The organism is Saccharopolyspora elongata, from assembly GCF_004348985.1.
Classification (GTDB): Bacteria; Actinomycetota; Actinomycetes; order Mycobacteriales; family Pseudonocardiaceae; genus Saccharopolyspora; species Saccharopolyspora elongata.
The window spans coordinates 20,592-45,035 of the sequence record NZ_SMKW01000040.1; the positions used below are offsets into that span (position 1 = coordinate 20,592).

Genomic DNA, 24,444 nt, shown 5'->3' on the forward strand with positions numbered 1-24,444 from the left:
CGCCCCTGGCGGCTGCGAGCAAGGGTTCCTGTCACAACGGGTCCGGCGGGATGCGAGCAAGGGAACCTTCCTGTCACCACCAGGCCGATGACGCACCCCTGGTGACGTGCGAAAGGGAACCTTCCTGCCACCGCATGACAGGAAAGTTCCCTTGCTTCCACCGGCCGCCCGGGTGGCTGCGAGCAAGGGAACCTTTCTGTCACCCCGGCATCCTCGCCGCGCCGTTCCGGCCCTGCCGGCGCGTTGGCTTCGTGGCAGCCGGCTTTGTGCTGCGGGCACAAAGCGCGCGGGGCAATCTCATCCTGCGGGAATGATGCGCCCCTTTCGGCGGCAGCGGATCGTGGTGCGCAACAGGAGACGAAAGGATTCCGCCGTGAAGATCGCAGTACCGCGCGAGATCAAGAACAACGAGTACCGGGTCGCGATCACACCTGCGGGCGTGCACGAGCTGACCACCCGCGGTCACGACGTCTTCGTCGAGACGAACGCCGGCGCCGGTTCCTCCATCCCCGACGAGGACTTCCTCGCGGCCGGGGCGAAGGTGCTGCCCACCGCCGAGGAGGTGTGGGGCGAGGGCCAGCTGGTCCTCAAGGTCAAGGAGCCGATCGCCGAGGAGTACCCGCGGTTGCGCCGGGACCAGGTGCTGTTCACCTACCTGCACCTGGCGGCCTCCGCCGAGCTGACCGACGCGATGTTGAAGTCCGGGGTCACCGGCATCGCCTACGAGACGGTGCAGACGGCCAACGGCGCGCTGCCGCTGCTCGCGCCGATGAGCGAGGTCGCCGGGCGCCTCGCCCCGCAGGTGGGCGCCTACTCGCTGATGCGTCCCAGCGGCGGCCGCGGCGTGCTGCCCGGCGGTGTTCCCGGCGTGCACCCGGCGCGGGTCGTGGTGATCGGCGGTGGCGTCGCGGGCCTCAACGCCGCGCGCGTCGCGCTGGGCATGGGTGCCAACGTCGAGCTGCTCGACACCAACGTCGACAAGCTCCGCGAGATCGACCGCGACTTCCACGGCCAGATCCGCACCGTGACGTCCAACCGCTACTCGGTCGAGCAGGCCGTGCGGGCCGCCGACCTGGTCATCGGCGCCGTGCTGATCCCGGGCGCGAAGGCGCCGAAGCTGGTCTCCAACCACCTGGTCTCCGAGATGAAGCCGGGCAGCGTGCTGGTCGACATCGCCATCGACCAGGGCGGTTGCTTCGCCGACTCCCGCCCGACCACGCACGACGACCCGACGTACCGGGTGCACAACTCGGTGTTCTACTGCGTGGCGAACATGCCGGGCGCGGTCCCGAACACCTCGACGCACGCGCTCACCAACGTCACGTTGCCGTACGTGCTGCGCATCGCCGAGCAGGGCTGGCAGCAGGCCTGCCGCGCGGACGACGCGCTCGCCGGTGGCCTCAACACCCACGACGGCAAGCTGGTCAACGAGCCGGTCGCCGAGGCGCACGGGCTGACCAGCACGCCGATCAGCAGCGTGCTCGCCTGATCTCGCCTGCGAGCGGGGGAACCTTCCTGTCACCGCGCGGCAGGGAGTTTCCCCGCTCGCGGCGTTTTCGCATGCGGGAGCCCGTCTGGGAGGTGTTCTCGGATCGTCGCCGCGAATGCACCGAACAGGTAATGGGCTCACACAGCCGAACGGGGCGGCCCGCTCAACCAGCCTGGGGGTCACCGGGAGCAGGCCGCCACTTTTAGTGTAGGCCACGATCGCCCATTTGCCGAAGCAGCGAGCCCCTGCTCGGCCGCCAATTTCGGACCGAATCGATAACCACTCGATGGAGTGAGCCTCGAGTGGTGAGTGTGCAGGCGTGCGCCTCGACTGCCGATGTCACCCGATGGGGGTCGTCGGGGTGCTCCGCTCCGCGATCTCCACCGGCAACACCGACGCACTCGCAACGTTCGACGGTGGGAGACGAAGTGACGGACACGGCGCTGCGGAAAGCTGTCCTCGACCGACTCGACAGGGTGGATCTGGCATCCGAAGACAACGCACCCGAGGTGCTGTTGCCGCTCGCCCGCTCCGAGCTCTACCGGCTCACCGAGGGCCTGCGCACCCTGCTCGACGAGCACGAACCGGCCGAGGACGGCAGGTGCCGGTCCTGCCAGGGCACGCTGCGCGGCCGTCCGTGGCCGTGCACGATCTGGGTCACCGCGCACCGGCTGCTGATCGGGGACCACACCGGCGAGCCCGCGCACGCCCGCAGCAGCGGTCTGGACGCGCTGCGCCGGAGGCTGCGGCGCAGGCGGGACGACGAGGCGAAGGACATCGCGGTCATCCCCGAGCCGATCATCTCCTCGACCGGCCCCGGGCCCAGCGACTGGGACACCAACGAATTCCTCCGCCCCGACCTGACCACGGACCCGGCCCCGCCGCTGGCGACCGGTCGCCTCGATGCGGATCGCGGCACGATCTACCGGGCCGCCGTGATCGACCGGTCCATCCGCTGGCCCTAGGCGCCCACGCGTGGCGATGTCCGTCACACCGCAGGGCCGCGACCACGCCCGGCGCTGAGAACAAGCTGGGAAAACGCTCCTTCGCACCTGACCACCCGGGCCTGTCCGGCAGGATGGGCCCCGTCGGTTGAACGGGTGACGATGGAGGGCGCGTGCACGACGGCAGTGGCCGGATCGTCGTTGAGGGTCTCAGCAAGAGCTTCGGCCCGGTCAGCGCGGTGCAGGACCTGAGCTTCACGGTCCGCCCCGGGGCGGTGACCGGGTTCCTCGGCCCCAACGGGTCCGGCAAGACGACGACGCTGCGGATGCTCCTCGGCCTGGTCATGCCCACCTCGGGCACCGCCACCATCAACGGCCTGCCGTTCCACCAGCTGCCGAACCCGGCGAGCGTGGTCGGCGCCGTGCTCGACGCGCAGAGCTTCCACCCCGGTCGCACCGCCCGCCACCACCTGCGGTGCTACGCCGCCGCGATGAACGTGCCGGACACGCAGGTCGACCGGGCCCTCGAACTCGTCGGGATGGGCTCCGCGGGGAAGCGCAAAGCAGGCACGTTCTCGCTGGGCATGCGGCAGCGCCTGGCACTGGCCACCGCACTGCTCGGCGACCCGCAGGTACTGGTGCTGGACGAGCCGGCCAACGGGCTGGACCCGGAGGGCATCGCCTGGCTGCGGAACTTCCTGAAGGCCTTCGCCGCGAGCGGCCGGACGGTCCTGATGTCCAGCCACTTCCTCCGGGAGATCGAGCACACCGTCGACCAGCTGGTGATCATCAGCCGCGGGCGCTGCGTCTTCGACGGCCACCTCGACGAGCTGCGCGCCGCGCAGCGATCGCGGACGCTCGTGCAGGCCGCCGACCCCCGCAAGCTGATCGAGAAGCTGCACGCGGCCGGCTTGAGCGTCGACTACGTCCCGGACGGCCGGCTCGCGGTGACCGGCGCCGACTCCCGCACGGTCGCGGACCTGGCGCTGGAAGCCGGGATCGCGTTGTACGCGATGCAGGACGAGCGGATCGGCCTGGAACAGCTGTTCTTCCAGCTCACCCACGGCCAGTACACCGGCGTCCAGCAGCACGGCGCGCAGGCCGCGCCGGACGCCCGCGGATTCGGGGGGACCGCATGATGGTCGCGCTCGTCAAGGCGGAATTCCGCAAGATCTTCACCACGAGCCTGTGGTGGGGGATGCTCGCGCCGGTGGTGCTGCTCGGCTTCGGCGCGGGCTCGCTGGGCGGCCCCATGGCGGCGCTCATCGACTCGGTGCAGGAGCTCGACCGGCCGGTCCCGCTGGGCCTGCTGGCGCTTTCGATGTCGACGAACTTCAGCACCATCTTCGCGGGACTCTTCGGGGCCATGGCGTTCGCCGGCGAGCACCGGAACAGGACCATCTCGACGACGTACCTCACCGGCAACCCGCGCGGCGCGGTGCTGGCGGCGAAGCTGCTCGCCTACTCGGGCATCGGCCTGATCTACGGCGTGACGAACGTGCTGTTCGCGAGCCTCGGCAGCCTGGTGGGCGCGGGCATGGACTTCGGCACCTTCGGCAGCCTGGCCGACTGGCTCAGCGTCGGCGCTGCCGGTGTGCTGACGATGGTGCTGTGGACGGTGCTGGGTGTCGGGTTCGGCGCGCTGGTCGCGAACGCCGTGCTCGCGGTCATCCTGCCGCTGATCTACAAGTTCATGGTCGAGTTCATCCTGTCGCTGGTCCTGATCGGATCGCCGATCTCCGGCGTCAGCCCGTACCTGCCCGGGACGGCCGGCAACGGCATCGTGGCGAACATGGCGGTGCCGCTGTTCGTCTCCGCGGTCGCCGGGCCCGATGAACCGAACACGCCGCGGGCGATCTTCGAGATCCTGCACTTCTTCTTCGGCGGCAGCTACGGCCATCCGTGGTGGGCGAGCCTGCTCACCTTCGTCGGCTACGCCGCCGTGTTCATCGCCGGCGGCTGGCTGGCCGGCCGTCGGCGCGACATCGCCTGACGCGCACCACCTGTGGAAGGGAACCTTCCTGTCACTGCGGCGCCGGTGGCAGAAAGGTTCCCTTCCTGCCACCGGCCACCGAGCGCCTCCCGAACCCAGGACCCGGTGGGTGGTGCATGGGAACCTTCCTGTCACCCCACGCAGCGGAGGCCCTCGGTGACGTGAGCATGGGAACCTTCCTGTCACACCGGGCGCGGTCTGGGCGGTCGTGGTGACAGGAAAGTTCCCATGCTCGCACCGCCTCCCCGGTTTGGCGGGGGTCACAGCGACCGTCCGGCCGGGCTGCGTGGTCGGTGGGGCGGCATAACCTGGCGAGGTGAGCGACTCCGGTAATCCCCGCCCGACTTCCGGCGGTTGGATCCGTCGCCTCTTCGCCGCCTGTCGCCGGCACCCCGTGGCCCTGACGTTGGCGATGGGTGCGTCCGTCACGGCGGTCGGGTTGGAGGCGCTGGTCCCGCTGCTGACCAAGCTGGCGGTGGACGACGCCGTCGCGCGCAGCACCGACCGCCTGTGGTGGATCGTGATCGCGCTGCTCGGGCTCGGCGTGTTCCGGTTCGCGTCGGCGTTCGTCCGCCGCTACAGCGCCGGGCGGCTGGCCCTCGACGTGCAGCACGACCTGCGCCGGGCGGTGTTCGCCGCGATGCAGCGGCTGGACGGCGGGAAGCAGGACGCGCTGCGCACTGGCCAGGTCGTGTCCCGCTCCATCAGCGATCTGCAGATGGTCAACTCGCTGCTGTCGATGTTGCCGCTGGCGGCCGGTACTGCGGTGCTCGCGCTGTTCGCGATCGTGGTGATGTTGTGGCTGTCGCCGCTGCTCACGGTGGTTTCGCTGATCGTCGCGCCGCTGATCGCGGTGATTTCGGCGCGCAGCAAGAAGAGCTTGTTCCCCGCGACGTGGTCGGCGCAGCAGCGCGCCGCGGACATCGCGCAGCACGTCGAGGAAACCGTCACCGGTGTCCGGGTCGTGAAGGGCTTCGGCCAGGAGAACCGCGAGGTCGGGCGGCTGGAGGGCCGCGCGCGGCGGCTGTTCGCCGAGCGGCTGCGCGCTGCCAGGATGACGTCGAAACCGGCGGCGAGCCTGGCCGCGCTGCCCTCCGCCGGGCAGGTCGGGGTGCTCGGCCTCGGCGGCTGGATGGTGCTGCAGGACCAGGTGAGCCTCGGGACGTTCGTCGCCTTCGCCGGGTACGTGGCGATGCTGGCCGGTCCGGCCCGGATGTTGTCGAGCGTGATGATCCAGGCGCAGCTCGCCCGCGCCGGTGTCGAGCGCATCCACGAGCTGATCGATTCCCAGCCCGAGGTGCAGGAGAAACCCGGAGCGGCGACCCTGCCCGACGGGCCGCTGGAGGTCCGGCTCGACGACGCGAGCTTCGGCTACACCCGCGATCAGCCGGTGCTGAGCGACGCGTCGCTGCGCGTCAGCCCCGGCGAGACCGTGGCGCTGGTGGGCCCGGCGGGTTCGGGCAAATCGACGGTTTCGCTGCTCCTGCCGCGCTTCTACGACGTGCACGCGGGAAGCATCCGGATCGGGCCGGCCGAGGACGGCGACGCGAGCCACGACATCCGCGACCTGCGGCTGGATTCGCTGCGCGCCGCGGTCGGGGTGGTGTTCGAGGAGGCGTTCCTGTTCTCCGACACCATTCGCGGCAACATCGCGTACGGCCGCCCCGATGCTTCGGAGGCCGACGTGATCGCCGCGGCGAGAGCCGCGGAAGCGCACGAGTTCATCACCAGCCTCCCCGACGGCTACGACACAACGGTCGGCGAGCGCGGCCTGACCCTGTCGGGCGGGCAGCGCCAGCGCGTGGCGCTCGCGCGGGCGCTGCTCTCGAACCCGCGGATCCTGGTGCTCGACGACGCGACGTCGGCCGTGGACCCGGCGACCGAGGCGGCCATCCACGACACCCTCCGGTCGGTGACCGCGCAGCGCACCACCCTGCTGATCGCCCACCGCCGGTCGACGCTGGCGCTGGCCGACCGGATCGCGGTGCTCGACGAGGGGCGCGTCGTCGACGTCGGCACCGAGGAGGAGCTGAACCAGCGGTGCGAGCTGTTCCGGTCGCTGCTGGCCGGCCCTGGGGAGTCGATCGACAGCCGCAGCGACGGCCATGTCGTGGCCGGCCCGGACGGCGTCACCCCGGAACTCTGGCCGCCGGTGGACGACGCCGAATCGGCTGCCGCCGACGCGGCGACGATGCCCGGGTCGCGCGGCATGGGCGGCATGACGATGCCGCCGACACCCGAGTTGGTCGAAGGCATCCGGAAGCTCCCGCCCGCGACCGATCAGCCCGATCTGCGCGGCGAGGACGCCACGGCGCCCGACCCCGATTTCAAGCTGTCCCGGCTGCTGCGGCCGATCCGCTGGGGCCTGCTGCTGACCGTGCTGCTGGTGGCCGGGGACGCGCTGACGTCGATCTCATTGCCGTCGCTGGTGCGCCACGGCATCGACGGCGGGGTGGGCTCGGGCCACACCGACGCGCTGTGGGTCGCCACCGGCCTGGGCGTCGTGGTCGTCGCGGCGGGCTGGCTGGTCGTCAGGTTGCAGACCGTCATCACCGCGCGCACCGGCGAGACGCTGCTCTACCTGCTGCGCTTGCGCAGCTTCGCGCACCTGCAACGGCTCGGGCTGGACTACTACGAGCGGGAGCTCGCCGGCCGGATCATGACCCGGATGACCACGGACGTCGACGCGCTGTCGACGTTCCTGCAGACCGGGCTGGCGACATTCGTGGTCAGCGTGCTGACGCTGTTCGGCATCGCGGGCGCGCTGCTGGTCACGGACGTTTCGCTGGCGCTCGTGGCGATGGCGGTGCTGCCGTTCCTGCTGGTGGCCACCGTGATCTTCCGCAAGGTCTCGTCGACCGCTTACGCCGAAGCGCGCGAGCGGGTGAGCACGGTCAACGCCGACCTGCAGGAGAACGTCTCGGGGATGCGGGTGGCGCAGGCGCACCGCCGCGAGGGGCACGCCGCGAAGGTGTTCGCGCAGCGCAGCGACGCCTACCGGCGGTCCAGGCTGCGCGCCCAGCGCTACATCGCCACCTACTTCCCGTTCGTCGCGCTGCTGTCGGAGATCGCGCAGGCGGCGGTGCTGGGCGTCGGCGCGGCGCGAGTCGCGTCGGGCGACCTGACCGCCGGCGTGCTGGTCGCGTTCCTGCTCTACCTCGGGCTGTTCTTCTCGCCCGTGCAGCAGCTGTCCGGCGTGTTCGACGGCTACCAGCAGGCGAAGGTGGGGCTGCAGCGGATCGGGGACCTGCTGCGGACGCCCACCTCGGTGCCCGCCGCAGCCGATCCCGCTCCCGTGCCGGAGCGTTTCGAAGGGGGCGTCGAGCTCCGGTCGGTGTCGTTCCGCTACCCGGGCACGGAGCAGTTCGCGCTGCGCGACATCGCGCTGCGGGTGCGGCCCGGCGAGACCGTGGCACTGGTCGGGGCGACCGGTGCCGGGAAGTCGACGCTGATCAAGTTGATCGCGCGGTTCTACGACGCCACCGACGGCGCGGTGCTGATCGACGGGCAGGACATCCGCCGCTACGACCTCGCGGCGTTCCACCAGCGGCTCGCCGTCGTCCCGCAGGAAGGCCACCTGTTCACCGGGGACATCGCCAGCAACGTCGCCTACGCGCAGCCGGACGCCGATCCGACGGAGGTCGAGGCCGCAGCCCGGGCGGTCGGGGCGCTGCCGGGGATCGCCATGCTGCCGCGCGGCTTCCGGCAGCAGGTGGGAGAGCGCGGGCGGGGCCTCTCGGCGGGTCAGCGGCAGCTGGTCGCGCTGGCGCGCGCCGAGCTGGTGGACCCCGATGTGCTGCTGCTCGACGAGGCGACCGCCGCGCTCGACCCGGCGACGGAGTCGATGGTGGTCGCGGCCAACGACCGGGTGGCGGCGCAGCGCACGACGTTCGTCGTCGCGCACCGGCTCGCCACGGCGGCGCGCGCCGATCGCATCGTGGTCATCGACGGCGGCCGGATCGTCGAGCAGGGCAGCCACGCCGAACTGCTCGCGGACGACGGCCACTACGCACGCCTGTGGCGGGCAGCGGACAGCGCACCGGGCGAGCGGGACATCGACGCGACCAACATCGCCTGACCGATGTGAGCAAGGGAACCATCCTGTCACCGCCGAGCCCTGTGACGTGAGGAAGGGAACCTTTCTGCCATCCACCGGCCTGCCGTGCCGCTGCGGATTGAGAGGAAGGGAACTTTCCTGTCATCGCATGGCCCTACGGTGTGAGGAAGGGAACCTTTCTGCCACCGAACCGCGCAACGCCGCCCACTCGCGTACACGGAAAGGCACATTTCAGACACGCTCCGCAACCGCGGCCGCCTGTCGTCACACCTGCTCGGGACCAGTGGGGCCGGAGTGCCACCGAGGCCCGAACTTCGCAAATGTCCGTTACCGGAGAGGGAACACAGCGTGTCGGTGAAACGTCATACTGGTGTCGGACGACAACCCGGATGGAGTAGTACCGAGCAACGCCGATCTTGAGTGGTGCATGCCGAAGTGCGGTCGATGATCGTTCGTCCGTCCCGGACGGGGCCCGTTCCCCGCGAGCTGGGCTTTCCTGATCGATTTTGTGACCGACCTCGTCGGCCGAACGGCCGTCCTGTGTGTCAACCGCGCGAATCGGACCGCTAGCCTGGTACCTGAGTGTGTCTGTAAATCACGAGCATATGGATCGAGGCGAACGCCAGCCGTGTCCAGCAGCCCTGCGTCACAGTTCGGCCCCAACGAGTGGTTGATCGAGGAGATGTACGAGCAGTTCCTCAACGATCCCACTTCCGTAGACTCGGCGTGGCACGAATTCTTCGCCGACTACAAGCCGGGCCAGGCAGCCACCGAGAACACCGCTGCTGCCGCCGCTGCAGCGGCCCCGACGACCACGGCCACCGCGACGCGCCCGAGTGAGACCAATGGTCAGGTCCCGCCGGCCGCCGCTGCGACCGCGCCCCCGGCGAGCAAGCCCGCCGCCGCGCCCAAGCCGTCCCCGCAGCAGGCCGCCAAGGCCGCTCCGGTGAAGGAGCCCCAGGCCGGAGGCGATGTGAAGACGCTCCGCGGGGCCGCGGCTGCGATCGCCAAGAACATGGATCAGTCGCTGACCGTGCCGACCGCGACGAGCGTGCGCGCGGTGCCGGCCAAGCTGCTGTTCGACAACCGCATCGTCATCAACAACCACCTCAAGCGGAACAAGGGCGGGAAGGTCTCCTTCACGCACCTGATCGGCTACGCGCTGGTCCGGGCGGTCCGGGACTACCCGAACATGAACCGCCACTACGGCGAGGACGCCAAGGGCAAGCCCGCGGCCGTCACGCCGGAGCACATCAACCTGGGCCTGGCCATCGACCTGCCGGGCAAGGACGGGTCGCGCAACCTCGTGGTCGCCTCCATCAAGGGCTGCGAGGACATGACGTTCCAGCAGTTCTGGCAGGCCTACGAGGACATCATCCGCAAGGCCCGCAACAACGCGCTGACCGCCGACGACTTCGCCGGCACCACGATCTCGCTGACCAACCCCGGCCCGTCCGGCACCAACCACTCGGTGCCGCGGCTGACCAAGGGCCAGAGCGCGATCATCGGCGTCGGCGCGATGGACTACCCGGCGGAGTTCCAGGGCGCCAGCGAAAAGGCGCGGGTCGACATGGGCATCAGCAAGATCGTGACGCTGACGTCCACCTACGACCACCGGGTCATCCAGGGCGCCGAGTCCGGTGACTTCCTGCGCAAGATGCACCAGCTGCTGCTGGGCGAGGACGGGTTCTTCGACGACATCTTCGCGTCGCTGCGTATCCCGTACGAGCCGGTGCGCTGGACGCAGGACATCCCCGAGGGCGCGGTGGACAAGACCGCCCGCGTGCTCGAGCTGATCGACGCCTACCGCACCCGCGGCCACCTGATGGCCGACATCGACCCGCTGAACTACCGGCAGCGGCGGCACGAGGACCTCGACGTCCTGTCGCACAGCCTCACCCTGTGGGACCTGGACAGGGAGTTCGCGGTCGGCGGTTTCGCCGGCAAGGAGCACATGAAGCTCCGCGACGTGCTGGGCGTGCTGCGCGACTCGTACTGCCGGACCGTCGGCGTCGAGTACATGCACATCCTCGAGCCCGACGAGCGCGAGTGGCTGCAGCAGCGGGTCGAGAAGCCGCACACCAAGCCGGAGCCGTCGGAGCAGAAGTACATCCTGTCGAAGCTCAACGCGGCCGAGGCGTTCGAGACCTTCCTGCAGACCAAGTACGTCGGGCAGAAGCGCTTCTCGCTGGAGGGCGCCGAGACCGTGGTGCCGCTGCTGGACGCGGTGCTGGACACCTCGGCGGCGCACGAGCTCGACGAGGTCGTCATCGGCATGCCGCACCGCGGCCGCCTCAACGTGCTGGCCAACATCGTCGGCAAGCCGATCTCGCAGATCTTCCGTGAGTTCGAGGGCAACCTGGACCCGGGCCAGGCGCACGGTTCCGGCGACGTCAAGTACCACCTCGGCGCCGAGGGCAAGTACTTCCGGATGTTCGGTGACGGCGAGACCAAGGTGTCGCTGACGTCGAACCCGTCGCACCTGGAAGCCGTCGACCCGGTGCTCGAGGGCATCGTCCGCGCCAAGCAGGACATCCTGGACAAGGGCCAGGAGGGCTTCACCGTTCTGCCGGTGCTGCTGCACGGCGACGCCGCGTTCGCCGGTCAGGGCGTGGTCGCCGAGACGCTGAACCTGTCGCTGCTGCGGGGCTACCGCACGGGCGGCACGGTGCACGTGATCGTCAACAACCAGGTCGGTTACACCACCGCGCCGGAGCACTCGCGCTCCAGCAAGTACTGCACCGACGTGGCGAAGATGATCGGCGCCCCGGTGTTCCACGTCAACGGCGACGATCCCGAGGCCTGCGTCTGGGTCGCGAAGCTGGCCGTGGCGTACCGCCAGGCGTTCGGCAAGGACGTCGTGATCGACATGGTGTGCTACCGCCGCCGCGGTCACAACGAGGGCGACGACCCGTCGATGACGCAGCCGAAGATGTACGACGCGATCGACAAGATGCGCAGCGTCCGCAAGGTCTACACCGAGGCACTGATCGGCCGCGGCGACATCACCGTCGAAGAGGCGGAGAAGGCGCTGAAGGACTACGCGGCCCAGTTGGAGCACGTGTTCAACGAGGTCCGCGAGCTGGAGAAGCACCCGCCGTCGCCGAGCCCGTCGGTGGAGTCCGAGCAGCAGGTGCCGCGCGGACTGGCGACCGCGATCTCGCAGGAGACCTTGGAGCACATCGCCGAGGCGCAGATCAACCTGCCGGAGGGCTTCACCCCGCACCCGCGCGTCAAGCCGGTGCTGGAGCGTCGCGCCAAGATGGGTCGCGAGGGCGGCATCGACTGGGCGTTCGGCGAGCTGCTGGCGTTCGGTTCGCTGGTCATGGAGGGCCGCCAGGTCCGCCTGACCGGTCAGGACAGCCGGCGCGGCACGTTCGGCCAGCGGCACTCGGTGCTCATCGACCGCAAGGAGAACGCCGAGTACACGCCGCTGCAGAACCTGTCGGACGACCAGGCGAAGTTCCTGGTCTACGACTCGGCGCTGTCGGAGTACGCGGCCCTGGGCTTCGAGTACGGCTACTCGGTCGGCAACCCGGATTCCCTGGTGTTGTGGGAAGCGCAGTTCGGTGACTTCTTCAACGGCGCCCAGTCGGTGATCGACGAGTTCATCTCGTCCGGTGAGGCCAAGTGGGGCCAGCGGTCCGACGTGGTCATGCTGCTGCCGCACGGCCACGAGGGCCAGGGCCCGGACCACAGCTCGGCCCGCATCGAGCGGTGGCTGCAGCTGTGCGCCGAGGGTTCGATGACCGTCGCGATGCCGTCGACGCCGGCGAACTACTTCCACCTGCTGCGGCGGCACGCGCTGGACAACATCCACCGCCCGCTGGTGGTGTTCACGCCGAAGTCGATGCTGCGGTTGAAGGCCGCGACCAGCCCGGTCGAGGACTTCACCAACGGCAGCAAGTTCACCTCGGTGATCGACGACCCGGCGCAGCCGGACCCGGCCAACGTGCGCAACATCGTGCTGTGCACCGGCAAGCTCTACTACGAGCTGGCCGCGCACCGCGACAAGGAGGGCATCACCGACACCGCGATCGTCCGGCTGGAGCAGCTGTACCCGCTGCCCCACCGCAAGCTGGGCGCGCTGTTCGAGCGGTACCCGAACGCCACCTCGATCCGGTGGACGCAGGAGGAACCGGCCAACCAGGGTGCGTGGCCGTTCCTCGGCCTGGCCCTGCCGGAGCTGTTCCCGCAGCTGGTCGGCAAGCTCCAGCGGGTCTCGCGCCGTCCGATGGCCGCCCCGGCCACCGGTATGGCCAAGGTCCACGAGGTCGAGCAGGCCGAGGTCGTGCGCAACGCCTTCGCCTGATCCACGGCTGAAGCGGGCCGCCGGTTCCCTCCCGGAACCGGCGGCCCGTTTTTTTGCGGCTGCAGCCGAAAACGCTCCTCGGTGCGGCGAGCGCTGGATACCGTCGGATCCGGCTGCCGCACCGCGAGCCCCGCGGCGGGGGGGTGACAGGAAGGTTCCCCTGCTCCACAGTCCCGGCTCGATTCGGTCGGCCGGGTCGGATTAGAGTCCTGCTCCGGCCTTGTGGCGTTCGGCCCCGGAACTTCGCAAGCACGAGCACCTTCCCGCCATTCGGGGCGGTTCCCGCCGCCGCCGGAATTGCGTTTCGTACTCTGCTGTTCTGCCAATCCCGATCGCACCGGTCACGGACGGAAACAACTAGGAGGACACGGTGTACTTCACCGACCGCGGCATTGAGGAACTCGAAGATCGTCGCGGTGACGACGAGGTCACGCTGGCCTGGGTCGCCGACCGAATGCGGGCGTTCGTCGACCTCAACCCCGACTTCGAGGACGCCACCGAACGCCTCGCCACGTTCCTCGCCCGCGACGACGCCGACGACGAGTAACCAGCGCCGAGGTTCGACCAGCACCGGGGCGACCGGTTGGTGACAGAAAGGTTCCCATCCTCTCGCCCCGGGCCGTTCCAAAAGGCAAGCGCCGGCCTGCCGGTGACAGGAAAGTTCCCTTCCTGCCACGGCCGTGGGCCGGCGAATGATCGAAAGGTTCCCTTCCTGCCACCCCACCGCACGTCCCGCACGTTGGTGACAGGAAGGTTCCCTTGCTCTCCCCCGTCAGGCCCGGTAGCGGGTCAGGCTGCGGTGCAGCCGGTAGAGATCGCCGGCGGCGGCGGTTTCCAGGTGGTGGGTGCTGCCGGCGACCGCGGCCTCATCGGCCCATTCCTCGTAGATCAGCACCCGGGTGCCGTCGACGCTGATGTGGAAGTGCGCGGCGATGAGCCCCGGCGGCAATTCGGGCGTGATCCGGCCGCGCGCATCGTCGGCCAGCTGCCGCGCCTGCTCGATGTTCTCGGTGTCGTAGGTGAAGACCGCGACCAGATCGCCGCGACCAGGCTCTGCTGCGACGACGCTGCTGTGCAGGCGGTATCTGACGAGGCCGGGGCGTTCGATGCCCGGCACGGCCTCGTCGATGCCGCGGACCAGCGCCGGCCGGTAGGCCCGGACGAATTCGCGGTGGGCGTCGTCGTCGGTCCACTGCGCGTAGTTCAGCACCTTGGCGCCGTCGTCGCTCACGAAGCAGTTCAACGACAGGAACGCCGGCGGCCACGGCGCGACGCGCCATTCCGCGATCGTCGAGTCCACCGCGGCGCGCTGCCGCTGCGGCGTGCCCACGATCCACGGGCTGACCAGGATCGTGCCGACGTCGGATCGGGTGATGTCGGGCATTTCGGCGTGGCCGGTCGTCATCGGGCCTCCTCGTGATCATCGGCTGCGACACGATCCTCGAACCTCGACCTAGGTAGAAGTCAAGTCGTCGCCGCCCGCCGACCGCCGTGGGTGGCAGGAAGGTTCCCTCCCTCGCCGAGGCGCGTCAGGCATCGGGAGATGAGCAGCCGGTCATCTCCGTGATCGGGTTGCCGCTGCTTCGCGACAGAGAGCTCCGCGCCGAAAGCCCCTGTCCGAATCAGCTGCTCCGCCTTGTACTGGGATCGCCGGGCCGCGCCGTTCGCAGACGGACAGGTTCTGGGGCTCGCCGTTCGTGCGTCTGGAGGTAGCCATGTCGACGCTCTCACCGCAGACGCACGGTTCGTCCGGGTTCGCGACGAAAGCCGTGTTGCGGGTGGGGAAATCCGGGGACGCCGATGCCTGCGGGCGGATCTGCTACGACGCCTTCGCCGCCCTCGCCCACGAGCACGGCTTTCCGCCCGATTTCCCCTCCTCGGAAGTAGGGGTGACCGCGCTGCGCGGCCTGCTGTCACACCCGAGGTTCTACTCCGTCGTAGCAGAACTCGACGGGAAGGTCGTCGGTAGCAACTTTCTCGACGAGCGTTCTGCCATCGCGGGCATCGGTCCCATCACCGTCGCCCCTGGAGTGCAGGATTCGGGCATCGGCCGGCAGCTGATGATCGACGTGATGCGGCGTGCGGAGCGCCAGGGCTTCCCCGGCGTGCGGCTTCTGCAGGCGGCTTATCACAACCGATCGCTGAGCCTCTACGCCAAGCTCGGCTTCCAGATCCGCGAACCCGTGCTGAACATGCAAGGGGAACCAGTCGGCGGCACGTTGCCCGGTTACGTCGTCCGGCCGGCGACGTTCAACGATCTTGACGAGTGCAACCGCGTTTGCCGCGACGTGCATGGCCACGACCGCGCGGGCGAGGTGGGCGACGCACTGGCCCGAGGCGCTGCCCAGGTGGTGGAACACGACGGGCGGATCACCGGATACACGACAGGCGTGGGCTTCTTCGCGCACTCGGTCGCAGAAACCGACGACGGCCTGCTGGCGCTCATCGCTGCGGCGACCGAGTTCAGCGGCCCCGGCTTCCTGCTCCCCGCCCGGAACGGCCACCTCGTGCAGTGGTGTCTCAACCACGGTCTTCGAATCCGCATGGTGACAACGCTGATGACCATCGGGCTCTACAACGAGCCGTCCGGGGCCTATCTGCCATCGATCCTTTACTAGCGGCCCGCCTCGTCGATCCTGGGTCTTGATCACGGCGATTCGGTGGGCCGGCACCGCATAGCCCCGCAAATGACAGAAAGGTTCCCCTGCTCTCGTCCTCGCCCCAGAGCGGCGGGCCCGCGGGTTTCGCGAGCCGTTCCCGGCGGCCCGCACGGGCGGCTCCCCTGGGCGGGTGGCCGGGGATTCGGGGTGATCCCCCACGGAGTGACGTGCGCGGCGCCCGGAGCCGATGTGTGATCGCCTCTGCGCTGGCAATGTCACCGCACTACGGAGGAATCGATGCGACGTCTGCTTGCCAGCACCCTGCTCACCGGTCTCGCCGTGCTGGGCGCCGCCGGAACGGCCGCTGCCGCCGATGGCCCCCAACCGTCGGCGTCGGACCCGTTCCTCGCCGCGATCGTCGGCAGCCTGCAGGGGCCGAACCAGCAAACCCAGGTGAGCCACAACGAGCAGCACAAGCACCACCACGTGCACCAGCACCACGTCCAGACCTCTTCCCCGCTGGGGCAGCAGGGCTTCTCCCACACGCACGAGCGGTCGTCGAACGGTTGACCAGCCGCCAACGCCGCGCCCCATTCGTCGAAGGCGGGTGGGGCGCCGTGCGCTGTGCAGCACCGCTAACCAGCCAGTGCAGAAAGTCGCGATGGACCTGCGCCGCGGCACCGGGCCAGACTCCACTGCGACAAGCATCGAGAGCGGAGGAACCTTGCGCGCTCTGGTGAAGACCTCACCCGCGCCCGGCCTGGAACTGGCCGAGCTCCCCGACCCGACCCCGGGCCCCGACGAAGTCGTGGTGCGGGTGATGCGCACCGGGATCTGCGGTACGGACCTGCACATCGCGTCGTGGGACGAGTGGGCCGCCCGCACCGTCCCGACGCCGCTGGTGGTCGGCCACGAGTTCGCCGGGGAGGTGGTGGCCATCGGCGCCGCGGTCACGCGGGCATCGGTCGGTGACTTCGTCAGCGGCGAGGGACACCTGGTGTGCGGCCGCTGCCGCAACTGCCTCGCCGGCCGCCGCCACCTGTGCGCGCACACGCAGGGCCTCGGCGTGCACCGCAACGGCGCGTTCGCCGAGTTCGCGGTGCTGCCCGAGCAGAACGTCTGGGTGCACCGCGGCGACGTCGATCCGGACGTGGCGGCGATCTTCGATCCGTTCGGCAACGCGGTGCACACCGCGCTCAGCTTCCCCGTCGTCGGCGAGGACGTGCTGATCACCGGTGCCGGGCCGATCGGGCTGATGGCCGCGGGGGTGGCCAAGCACGCGGGCGCCCGGCATGTGGTGATCACCGACGTCAGCGAGCACCGGCTGGAGCTGGCCCGCCGCGTCGGGGTGGATCTGGCCGTGGACGTTTCGCAGACCCGGGTCGCCGACGCGCAGCAGCAGCTGGGCATGAGCGAGGGCTTCGACGTGGCGATGGAGGTCTCCGGGAAGCCCGAGGCGCTGCGGGAGGCCGTGGCGAACATGGCGCACGGCGGCCGGATCGCGATGCTGGGCCTGCCCGCCGAGGACTTCCCGCTCGACTGGAGCGCGGTGGTGTTCAAGATGCTCACCGTCAAGGGCATCTACGGCCGCGAGATGTTCGAGACCTGGTACTCGATGTCGGTGCTGCTGGAGTCCGGGCTGGACCTGAGCCCGGTGATCACGCACCGCTTCCCGTACACGCAGCACGCCGAGGCGTTCGAGACGGCCCGCAGCGGCCGCTGCGGCAAGGTCATCCTCGACTGGACAACGAAGGGGTCCGCCTGATGTACACGATCGCTGACGACGTCCGCGCCGAGCTGGCCGAGATCCGCGCCGCCGGGCTGTACAAGGACGAGCGGGTGCTGGACTCGCCGCAGAGCGCGCGGGTGGGCGTCGGCGGTGCCGAGCTGCTGAACTTCTGCGCGAACAACTACCTGGGGCTGGCCGATCACCCCGCGCTGCTCGCCGCCGCCGAGGAGGCGCTGGCGAAGTGGGGTTTCGGGATGGCGTCGGTGCGGTTCATCTGCGGCACGCAGGCCCCGCACAAGGAGTTGGAGCGGCGGCTCTCGGAGTTCCTGGGCACCGATGACACGATCCTGTACAGCTCGTGCTTCGATGCCAACGGCGGGGTTTTCGAGACGCTGCTCGACGACCGGGACGCGGTGATCTCCGACGAGCTCAACCACGCGAGCATCATCGACGGCATCCGGCTGTCCAAGGCCCGCCGCGGCCGGTACCGGAATCGCGACATGGCCGATCTCGAGCGGCTACTCAAGGAGAACTCCGACGCGCGCCGCAAGCTCGTCGTCACCGATGGCGTGTTCTCGATGGACGGCTACCTGGCGCCGTTGGACGAGATCTGCGCGCTCGCCGAGAAGTACGGGGCGATGGTGATGGTCGACGACTCGCACGCGGTCGGGTTCACGGGCCCGAAGGGTGCGGGCACGCCGGACCTGTTCGGTGTCGCCGACCGGGTCGACATCGTCACCGGCACGCTCGGCAAGGCGCTCGGCGGCGCCAGCGGCGGCTACGTGTCCGGGCGTGCCGAGATCGTCGAGCTGCTGCGGCAGCGTTCCCGGCCGTACCTGTTCTCGAACTCCCTCGCGCCGTCGATCGTCGCCGCTTCGCTGGCCGCGCTGGACCTGGTCGCCGCGCAACCGGAGCTGCGGGAGCGGCTGCGGGACAACAGCTCGCTGTTCCGCCGGCGGATGGCCGAGGAGGGCTTCGACCTGCTGCCCGGCAAGCACCCGATCATCCCGGTGATGATCGGCGATGCGGCCGAGGCGGCGCGGATGGCGGACCTGCTGCTGGAGGAGGGCATCTACGTCATCGGCTTCTCCTACCCGGTGGTGCCCAAGGGCAAGGCCCGCATCCGCACTCAGATGTCGGCCGCGCACAGCACCGAGGACGTGGAACGGGCGGTGTCGGCGTTCGTGGCGGCGCGCGATCGGATGGGTACCATCGCCCGGTGATAGACCCCCGGCGGCTCCAGGTGCTCCGCGCGCTCGCCGACCACGGCACCGTGCGCGCGGCGGCGGAGAAGCTCTACCTGACGCCGTCGGCGGTGTCGCAGCAGCTCACCGCGCTGGAGAACGAGGTCGGGCAGCCGCTGCTGGTCCGGCAGGGCCGCCGGGTTCGGCTGACCGCGGCTGGTGAGCTGCTGGTCGAGCACGCCAAGGCGGTGCTGGCCGAGCTGGAGCGCGCGGAGGCGAGCTTGGCGGCGTGCGCGGCGGGCACCGTCGGCACGGTCGAGGTGGCGTCGTTCGCCTCGGCGATCACGCAGGTCGTGGCGCCGTCGATCGTCGCGTTGCGACAGCAGGCGCCGGGCGTGCGGGTGCTGGTGCGCGACGCCGAGGCGCACAACAGCCTGATGATGCTGCTGGCCGGGGAGATCGACATCGCGATCTCGATGGAGTACACGTCGACGCTGCAGGCGGATGCCCGCCGGGTGAGCCGGTTCCCGCTGTACGCCGAGCCGTTCGACGTGGTGCTGCCGCCGAACCACCCGCTCGGTTCTGCCGCGGAGATCGCGCTCGACGCACTGCGCGACGACGACTGGATCGCGCCGCTGCCGGGCAACCCGTGCCGCGCGGTGGCCCAGGTGTCCTGCGAGAACGCGGGGTTCGTCCCGAACATCACGCACACCTCGGACGACTTTAACGCGGTGGTGGCGCTGGTCGCGGCGGGCACCGGTGTCGCGCTGGTGCCCCGCACGGCCATCGCGGCCGGCCTGGACGTGGTGGCGCTGCCGGTCGCGGGAAAGCCGCCGACCCGCCGGGTCTTCGCCGCCGTCCAGTGCGGACGGGAGGAGCACCCGCTGGTCCGCGTAGTGCTGAACGCGCTGCTGGCGAGCAAGGACCGCTAGGCCGCCCTTCCCGATCCTGCGTCGCGCCGGATTGACAGGAAAGTTCCCATGCTCACGCGCCTGCGCCTGGGGTGACAGGAAAGTTCCCATGCTGCGATCCAGGCCTGGGATGACAGGAAGGTTCCCATGCTCACGCTGCGGGCCGCGCTGCTCGCCCCTGAGGATCAGCGGCCTCCGAGAGAAACGACGCGAGGATGGGAACCTTCCTGTCACCGAAGCGATGCGAGCATGGGAACCTTCCTGTCACCGACGCCTCACGGCAGGAGCAAGGTTCGGCCGGGCGTGGTGCGGGCCGCGATCGCCGCGTGTGCTTCGGCGGCCCGTTCCAGCGGGAAGGTCTGGCCGATGGTCGGTTTGATCCGCCCTGCCGCAGCCTCCGCCAGCGCGCGTTCGGTCATCGGCTTCTTCTGCTCCGGGGAAGGCTGGACGTCCAGCAGTCCCACCACGGTCACGTCGCGCTGCTGCGCTTCCGCCGGGTCGATCTCGGCGAAGTCGCCGCTGGCCGCGCCGTACGCGTAGAACCGGGCACCGTTGTTCGTCGTCTCGAACGCCGCGCGCCCGAGTGCGCCGCCGACGCCGTCGAAGACCACGTCGACGCCACCGGTCAGCTCCCGGACTCGCTGTTCCCAGTCCGGCTTCGCGTAGTCGACCGGCTCGCCGCCCAACTCGCGAACCAGGTTCAGCTTCGCGTCGCCGCGCGCCGTGCCGATGACGTGGGCACCGGCCGCCCCCGCCAGCTGGACCAGCACCGAAGCCGCTCCCCCGGCGGCGGCGTTGACCAGGACGCGTTCGCCGGGCCGGATCCGGGCGTGCTCGGCGAGGAGCAACGCCGTGGTGGCGTCGTGCAACAGCGCGACGGCCTCGCGCTCGCCCAGCCCATCCGGCACCTGGAGCAGCTCGGACTCGTCGACGACGACCAGCTCCGCGTAGGTGCCGCCGTTGCCCGTGCTGGCGACCACCGACCGCCCGATCCAGCTCGGGTCGACGGATTCGCCGACCGACACCACTCTTCCGGCCACACCGTCACCGGGCACGTACGGCGGCGCCTGACCGAAGAAGTCCTTGCCCCACCCCTCGCGCAGCTGGGTGTCCAGGAACAGGATGTCCACTGCGGACGCTCGCACGAGCACCTGCCCCGCGCCGGGTTCGGGATCGGCGACGTCCGCCACGGCCAGCACTTCCGGCCCACCGAATTCCTTCACCTGCACCACGCGCATATCGCTCTCCTCCGTTGACTGCCGACAGCCTCCGACTTCGACTTAACTGGAGGTCAACATGCCGGCGCGGCGACCGGAAAGTGCCCTTGATCACACCTCCAGGAGGCGTGATCAAGGGCCGGTGACAGGAAAGTTCCCTTGCTCGCGCACGTCAGCCGACGCGCGCGCCCTTGCGCCAGACGGCGTGGGTGAGGGGCACGCCCGGCCGGTAGGCGAGCCAGGTCGTGCTCGGGGCGTCGAGGACGTGGACGTCCGCACGCGCGCCGGGCCGGAGCACGCCGACCGCGCCGTCGCCGGTCTCCCGGCGCAGCGCCCGCGCGCCGCCCCAGGTCGCCGCTCGCACCGCCTCTTCGATGGTCATGCGCATCTGCAGCACCGCCGTCGCCACGCAGAACGCCATCGACGACGTGTAGGACGAGCCGGGGTTGCAGTTGGACGCCAGGGCGACCGCGGCACCGGCCTCGATGAGCGCCCGGGCATCCGGCAGCGGCTGCCGCGTGGACAGGTCGCAGGCGGGCAGCAACGTCGCCACGGTGTCCGAACCCGCCAACGCGTCCACATCGGACTCCGCGAGGTAGGTGCAGTGGTCCACGCTCGCGGCGCCGAGTTCGACGGCCAGCTGAACGCCCGGCCCGGGGCCGAGCTGGTTGCCGTGCACGCGCAGCCCCAGCCCGCGTTCCTTCGCCGCCACCAGGATTCGCCTGGACTGGTCGGCGTCGAACGCGCCCTGCTCGCAGAACACGTCGCACCAGCCGACGTGCGGGGCCACGGCGTCAAGCATCTCCCCGCGCACCAGGTCCGCGTAGGTGTCCGCGTCCTCGCCCGGCGGCACCAGGTGCGCGCCGAGGAACGTCACCTCGTCGGCTTCGGCGGCGATCTTCGCGGCCCGCAGCTCCTCGGCGACCGTGAGCCCGTAGCCGGTCTTGGTCTCCATGCACGTCGTGCCCTGCGCGGCGGCTTCCGCGATGTGCTTGCGCAGGTTGGCGGCCAGCTCCTCGTCGGTGGCGGCCCGCGTCGCTTCCACGGTGACGGCGATCCCGCCCGCCTGGTAGGACTGCCCGGCCATCCGGGCGGCGAACTCCGCGGTGCGGTCGCCGGCGAACACCAGGTGCGTGTGGCTGTCGACCCAGCCGGGCAGGACCGCTCGCCCGGCCGCGTCGAAACGCTCGTCGGCTTCCGGCGCGTCGGCCGCGGGGCCGGCCCAGACGACCCGGTCACCGTCGATGACCAGCGCGGCATCGGTGAGCGTGCCGAGCTCGTCGTCGTTCGTCGTCAGCTCGCCGATTCCAGTAATAACAGTGCTCGTCATCGTTGTTCGTTCCCTGCTCGTCGTATCTTCAAGTGCTCGTGAGTGAATATGCCGGTAAGAACCGGAACCAACGCTCACGAGCGCAGCGCGGCGATCGCTTCGCCGAGCTCGCCCGCCGCGTCGATCGCTTCGTGCTTGCCGTCCTGCACGATCCTGTGCCCGTCGGCGATCACCACCCTGACGTCGTCGGCCCGCGCGACCGCCGGGACGGCCTCGGGCGCGACTCCGGCCAGCCGGGTCGAGCCGAGATCCACCGCCACGAAATCGGCGCGGGCACCGGCTTCGAGCCGGCCCGCGTCGGCCCAGCCCAGGGCCCGGTGCGCGGCCTCGGTGGCCATCGCCAGCAGCTCGGAGGCCGCGAAGTGCCCGCGGGTCTCGGTGTCCAGCCGCAGGTAGGACTCGACGGCCTGCACCTCCGCGAACGGATCGATCACGGAGTGCCCGTCGCTGCCGACGGAAAGCGGGCTCCCGGCGACGGCCAGCGCCGCCGCCGGGCCGATCCCGTCGGCCAGGTCGGCTTCGGTCGTCGGGCACAGGCACACCCCGGTCGCGCTACCGCCCAGCAGCGCCACGTCGGACGCGGCCAGGTGCGTGGCGTGCACCGCCGTCACGCCGGGCCCCAGCGCGCCGCGCGAGTCCAGCAGCTGGGTCGGCGTGCAACCGTGCGCCGCCAGGCACGCTTCGTTCTCGGCGCGCTGTTCGGACAGGTGCACGTGCAGCGGTGCGTCGTTCTCGCGCGCCCAGCCGGCCACTTCCGGGATCTCTCCGGCGGGCACCGCGCGGACCGAATGCAGCGCCGCACCAAGACGAACCCGGCCATCGTCCACAGTGCACCGGTCGATCCGGTCGATCCAGCTCGCCGCCGAACCGTCCGAGAAGCGCAGCTGCACGCCGTCCAGCGGCCGCCCGAAACCACCCGCCAGGTAGCACGTGTCCAGCAGGGTGAGCCGGATCCCCGCGTCCCGCGCGGCCTGCGCGAGGGCCCGGCCCATCGCGTTCGGGTCGTCGTACCGGGTGCCGTTCGCGGCGTGGTGCAGGTAGTGGAATTCGCCGACGCAGGTGATCCCGGCCAGCGCCATCTCCGCGTAGACGCCGCGGGCGAGCCGGTAGTAGCTCTCCGGGTCCAGCACCTCCGCCACCCGGTACATCTGTTCGCGCCAGGTCCAGAAGGTGCCGCGCGCGCCGTCGTCCCCGCCGCGGAGCGCGCGGTGGAACGCGTGGGAGTGCGCGTTGGCGATGCCGGGCAGCGTCATGCCCGGCAGTCGTTCGGCGTGCTCCGGCGGGTTCTGCGCGGAGCCGACGGCGGCGATGCGGCCGGCGTCGACTTCGAAGAGCACGCCCCGCTCCGGTCCGCTCGGCAGCCAGGCCCATTCGCACCAGTAGGTGGTCAACCGCCTCACCCGGCCAGGTCTTCCAGGACCCGGGCGAGCGCGTGCGCGCCGGAATCGCAGTCGCCGGGCTCGGCGTGTTCCTCCGGGGCGTGGCTGATGCCGGTCGGGTTGCGCACGAAGAGCATCGCCGTCGGCACCTCGGCGGCGAGGATTCCCGCGTCGTGCCCGGCTCCGGTCGGCAGCGCCGGGGCGTCGCCGAGCAGGCCTGCGAGCCGGTCCCGGAACGCGGCGTCGAAGTGCACGGTGTCGCCGTAGGACTCCTCCGTCACCTCGACCTGGCAGCCCTCGGATGCGGCGAATTCCGCGGCCGCCCCGGACAGGTCCTCGACCATGGACCGCGTCGACCGGTCGTCCGGCGACCGCGCGTCCAACCAGATGTCCACAGTAGACGCGATGACGTTGGTGCCACCGGGGTTCGGGACCAGCCTGCCCACCGTCGCCCGGCCGCCGTCGACGCCCGCCGCGATCCGGCGGGCTTCGAGGACCAGCCGCGACGCGGGCAGCATCGGGTCGTGGCGGTCGGCGATCAGCGTCGCGCCGGCGTGGTTCCCCTGGCCGCTGAACCGGAACCGCCACCTGCCGTGCGCCAGGATCGACGACGCGACCGCCACCGGGCGGTCCAGGTCGATCAGCCCCCGGCCCTGCTCCACGTGCAGCTCGACGAACTGCCCGATGCTCCGCAGCGCCGCGTCGTCGCGCCCCAGCCTGGCCGGGTCCGCACCGAAGGACCGCATGGCCTCGGCGAACGTCACGCCGTTCGGGTCGCGGAGCGCGCGGGCCCGGTCCGCGTCGATGGTTCCGGCCAGCAGCCTGGAGCCCAGGCACGGCACGCCGAACCGGCCGCCCTCCTCCTCGGCGAAGACGACCACCGCGAGCGGCTTCCGGGGCGTGAAACCCCTGGCCCGCAACAGATCCACCGCGCTCAACGCGCTGACCACGCCGAGCGGGCCGTCGAACGCGCCGCCGCCGGGCACCGAGTCCAGGTGGCTGCCGGTCACCACCGCGTCATCGCCCGGCTCGCCCCACCACGCCCAGATGTTCGCGTTCTGGTCGGTGGTGACGCGCAGGCCGCGAGCCTCGGCCTGCTCGACGAACCACTCGCGCAACTCCCGCTCGGCGTCGTCGAAGACGTGCCGGGAGTACCCGCCCCGGCGCCGGTCCGCGCCGACATCGGCGATGGCCGCCATCAACTCGTTCGGTCCCGCCACACCCGCTCCTTCCCGAACACCCGCGTCCCGGGCAGCAACCCGTCAGTTCCAGAGCTCGTGAGCGTTTTGGATCGCCACA

At 70.5% G+C, this 24,444-nt stretch carries 17 protein-coding genes; 12 read left to right on the top strand and 5 right to left on the bottom strand.

Annotated elements, in window-relative coordinates:
• Positions 1-373 precede the first annotated feature (373 nt).
• The 7 genes from ald to E1288_RS47190 all read left to right on the top strand — a co-directional run bounded on the left by ald (position 374) and on the right by E1288_RS47190 (position 13,342).
• Positions 374-1,489: an alanine dehydrogenase gene (ald, locus tag E1288_RS26775; protein ID WP_132489730.1), complete on the top strand. Its 1,116-nt coding sequence runs from the start codon at positions 374-376 to the stop codon at positions 1,487-1,489.
• Between the two features lie 416 nt (positions 1,490-1,905).
• Positions 1,906-2,454, top strand: a complete 549-nt coding sequence (locus tag E1288_RS26780) for a hypothetical protein (protein WP_235883829.1) — start codon at positions 1,906-1,908, stop codon at positions 2,452-2,454.
• Between the two features lie 152 nt (positions 2,455-2,606).
• The gene (locus tag E1288_RS26785; protein ID WP_132489732.1) at positions 2,607-3,572 is read left to right on the top strand and encodes an ABC transporter ATP-binding protein; all 966 of its coding nucleotides are present in this window, start codon (positions 2,607-2,609) and stop codon (positions 3,570-3,572) included.
• Positions 3,569-4,426: an ABC transporter permease gene (locus E1288_RS26790; protein WP_235883830.1), complete on the top strand. Its 858-nt coding sequence runs from the start codon at positions 3,569-3,571 to the stop codon at positions 4,424-4,426. The genes E1288_RS26785 and E1288_RS26790 overlap by 4 nt, the downstream gene beginning before the upstream one ends.
• 412 nt (positions 4,427-4,838) lie before the next feature.
• A complete protein-coding gene (locus E1288_RS26795) occupies positions 4,839-8,504 on the top strand; it encodes an ABC transporter ATP-binding protein (protein ID WP_165968273.1) in 3,666 nt (1,221 codons plus the stop codon).
• Positions 8,505-9,165: 661 nt separating this feature from the next.
• On the top strand, positions 9,166-12,795 hold the full coding sequence (locus tag E1288_RS26800) for a multifunctional oxoglutarate decarboxylase/oxoglutarate dehydrogenase thiamine pyrophosphate-binding subunit/dihydrolipoyllysine-residue succinyltransferase subunit (protein ID WP_235883835.1): 3,630 nt from the start codon (positions 9,166-9,168) through the stop codon (positions 12,793-12,795).
• 370 nt (positions 12,796-13,165) lie between these two features.
• Complete coding sequence (locus E1288_RS47190) at positions 13,166-13,342, top strand: DUF6104 family protein (protein WP_010304877.1); 177 nt, start codon at positions 13,166-13,168, stop codon at positions 13,340-13,342.
• Positions 13,343-13,567: 225 nt separating this feature from the next.
• Here E1288_RS47190 and E1288_RS26805 read toward each other — a convergent pair whose 3' ends face one another.
• A complete protein-coding gene (locus tag E1288_RS26805) occupies positions 13,568-14,200 on the bottom strand; it encodes a putative quinol monooxygenase (protein ID WP_132489738.1) in 633 nt (210 codons plus the stop codon).
• A gap of 484 nt (positions 14,201-14,684) precedes the next feature.
• On the opposite strand from E1288_RS26805, the gene E1288_RS26810 reads away from it, so the two are divergent.
• The 5 genes from E1288_RS26810 to E1288_RS26830 all read left to right on the top strand — a co-directional run bounded on the left by E1288_RS26810 (position 14,685) and on the right by E1288_RS26830 (position 19,240).
• Entirely contained in the window at positions 14,685-15,413 is a 729-nt protein-coding gene (locus tag E1288_RS26810) for a GNAT family N-acetyltransferase (protein WP_235883831.1), read from the top strand.
• A gap of 279 nt (positions 15,414-15,692) precedes the next feature.
• Complete coding sequence (locus tag E1288_RS26815) at positions 15,693-15,965, top strand: hypothetical protein (RefSeq protein ID WP_132489742.1); 273 nt, start codon at positions 15,693-15,695, stop codon at positions 15,963-15,965.
• 154 nt (positions 15,966-16,119) lie between these two features.
• Entirely contained in the window at positions 16,120-17,160 is a 1,041-nt protein-coding gene (gene tdh, locus E1288_RS26820) for an L-threonine 3-dehydrogenase (RefSeq protein WP_132489744.1), read from the top strand.
• Positions 17,160-18,347 carry a glycine C-acetyltransferase gene (locus E1288_RS26825; protein ID WP_132489746.1) on the top strand — a complete coding sequence of 396 codons (1,188 nt, stop codon included), beginning with the start codon at positions 17,160-17,162 and terminating at the stop codon, positions 18,345-18,347. The genes tdh and E1288_RS26825 overlap by 1 nt, the downstream gene beginning before the upstream one ends.
• A complete protein-coding gene (locus tag E1288_RS26830) occupies positions 18,344-19,240 on the top strand; it encodes a LysR family transcriptional regulator (RefSeq protein WP_132489748.1) in 897 nt (298 codons plus the stop codon). The genes E1288_RS26825 and E1288_RS26830 overlap by 4 nt, the downstream gene beginning before the upstream one ends.
• Positions 19,241-19,494: 254 nt before the next feature.
• On the opposite strand, the gene E1288_RS26835 is transcribed toward E1288_RS26830, so the two are convergent.
• The 4 genes from E1288_RS26835 to E1288_RS26850 all read right to left on the bottom strand — a co-directional run bounded on the left by E1288_RS26835 (position 19,495) and on the right by E1288_RS26850 (position 24,344).
• The gene (locus E1288_RS26835; RefSeq protein WP_132489750.1) at positions 19,495-20,457 is read right to left on the bottom strand and encodes a zinc-binding dehydrogenase; all 963 of its coding nucleotides are present in this window, start codon (positions 20,455-20,457) and stop codon (positions 19,495-19,497) included.
• Between the two features lie 151 nt (positions 20,458-20,608).
• Complete coding sequence (hutI, locus tag E1288_RS26840; protein ID WP_132489752.1) at positions 20,609-21,766, bottom strand: imidazolonepropionase; 1,158 nt, start codon at positions 21,764-21,766, stop codon at positions 20,609-20,611.
• A gap of 74 nt (positions 21,767-21,840) precedes the next feature.
• On the bottom strand, positions 21,841-23,157 hold the full coding sequence (locus E1288_RS26845; RefSeq protein ID WP_207954562.1) for a formimidoylglutamate deiminase: 1,317 nt from the start codon (positions 23,155-23,157) through the stop codon (positions 21,841-21,843).
• A 5-nt stretch (positions 23,158-23,162) separates the two neighbouring features.
• Entirely contained in the window at positions 23,163-24,344 is a 1,182-nt protein-coding gene (locus E1288_RS26850; RefSeq protein ID WP_132489830.1) for an allantoate amidohydrolase, read from the bottom strand.
• Between the last annotated feature and the right edge of the window lie 100 nt (positions 24,345-24,444).

Bases quoted from the DNA above. Each gene is read 5' to 3' on its own strand.
- E1288_RS26805 (WP_132489738.1), bottom strand. From the start codon at position 14,200: ATGACGACCGGCCACGCCGAAATGCCCGACATCACCCGATCCGACGTC.
- E1288_RS26835 (WP_132489750.1), bottom strand. From the start codon at position 20,457: ATGCGCGTGGTGCAGGTGAAGGAATTCGGTGGGCCGGAAGTGCTGGCC.
- E1288_RS26795 (WP_165968273.1), top strand. From the start codon at position 4,839: ATGGGTGCGTCCGTCACGGCGGTCGGGTTGGAGGCGCTGGTCCCGCTG.
- E1288_RS26800 (WP_235883835.1), top strand. From the start codon at position 9,166: ATGTACGAGCAGTTCCTCAACGATCCCACTTCCGTAGACTCGGCGTGG.
- E1288_RS26790 (WP_235883830.1), top strand. From the start codon at position 3,569: ATGATGGTCGCGCTCGTCAAGGCGGAATTCCGCAAGATCTTCACCACG.
- hutI (WP_132489752.1), bottom strand. From the start codon at position 21,766: ATGACGAGCACTGTTATTACTGGAATCGGCGAGCTGACGACGAACGAC.
- E1288_RS26815 (WP_132489742.1), top strand. From the start codon at position 15,693: ATGCGACGTCTGCTTGCCAGCACCCTGCTCACCGGTCTCGCCGTGCTG.
- E1288_RS26825 (WP_132489746.1), top strand. From the start codon at position 17,160: ATGTACACGATCGCTGACGACGTCCGCGCCGAGCTGGCCGAGATCCGC.
- E1288_RS26850 (WP_132489830.1), bottom strand. From the start codon at position 24,344: ATGGCGGCCATCGCCGATGTCGGCGCGGACCGGCGCCGGGGCGGGTAC.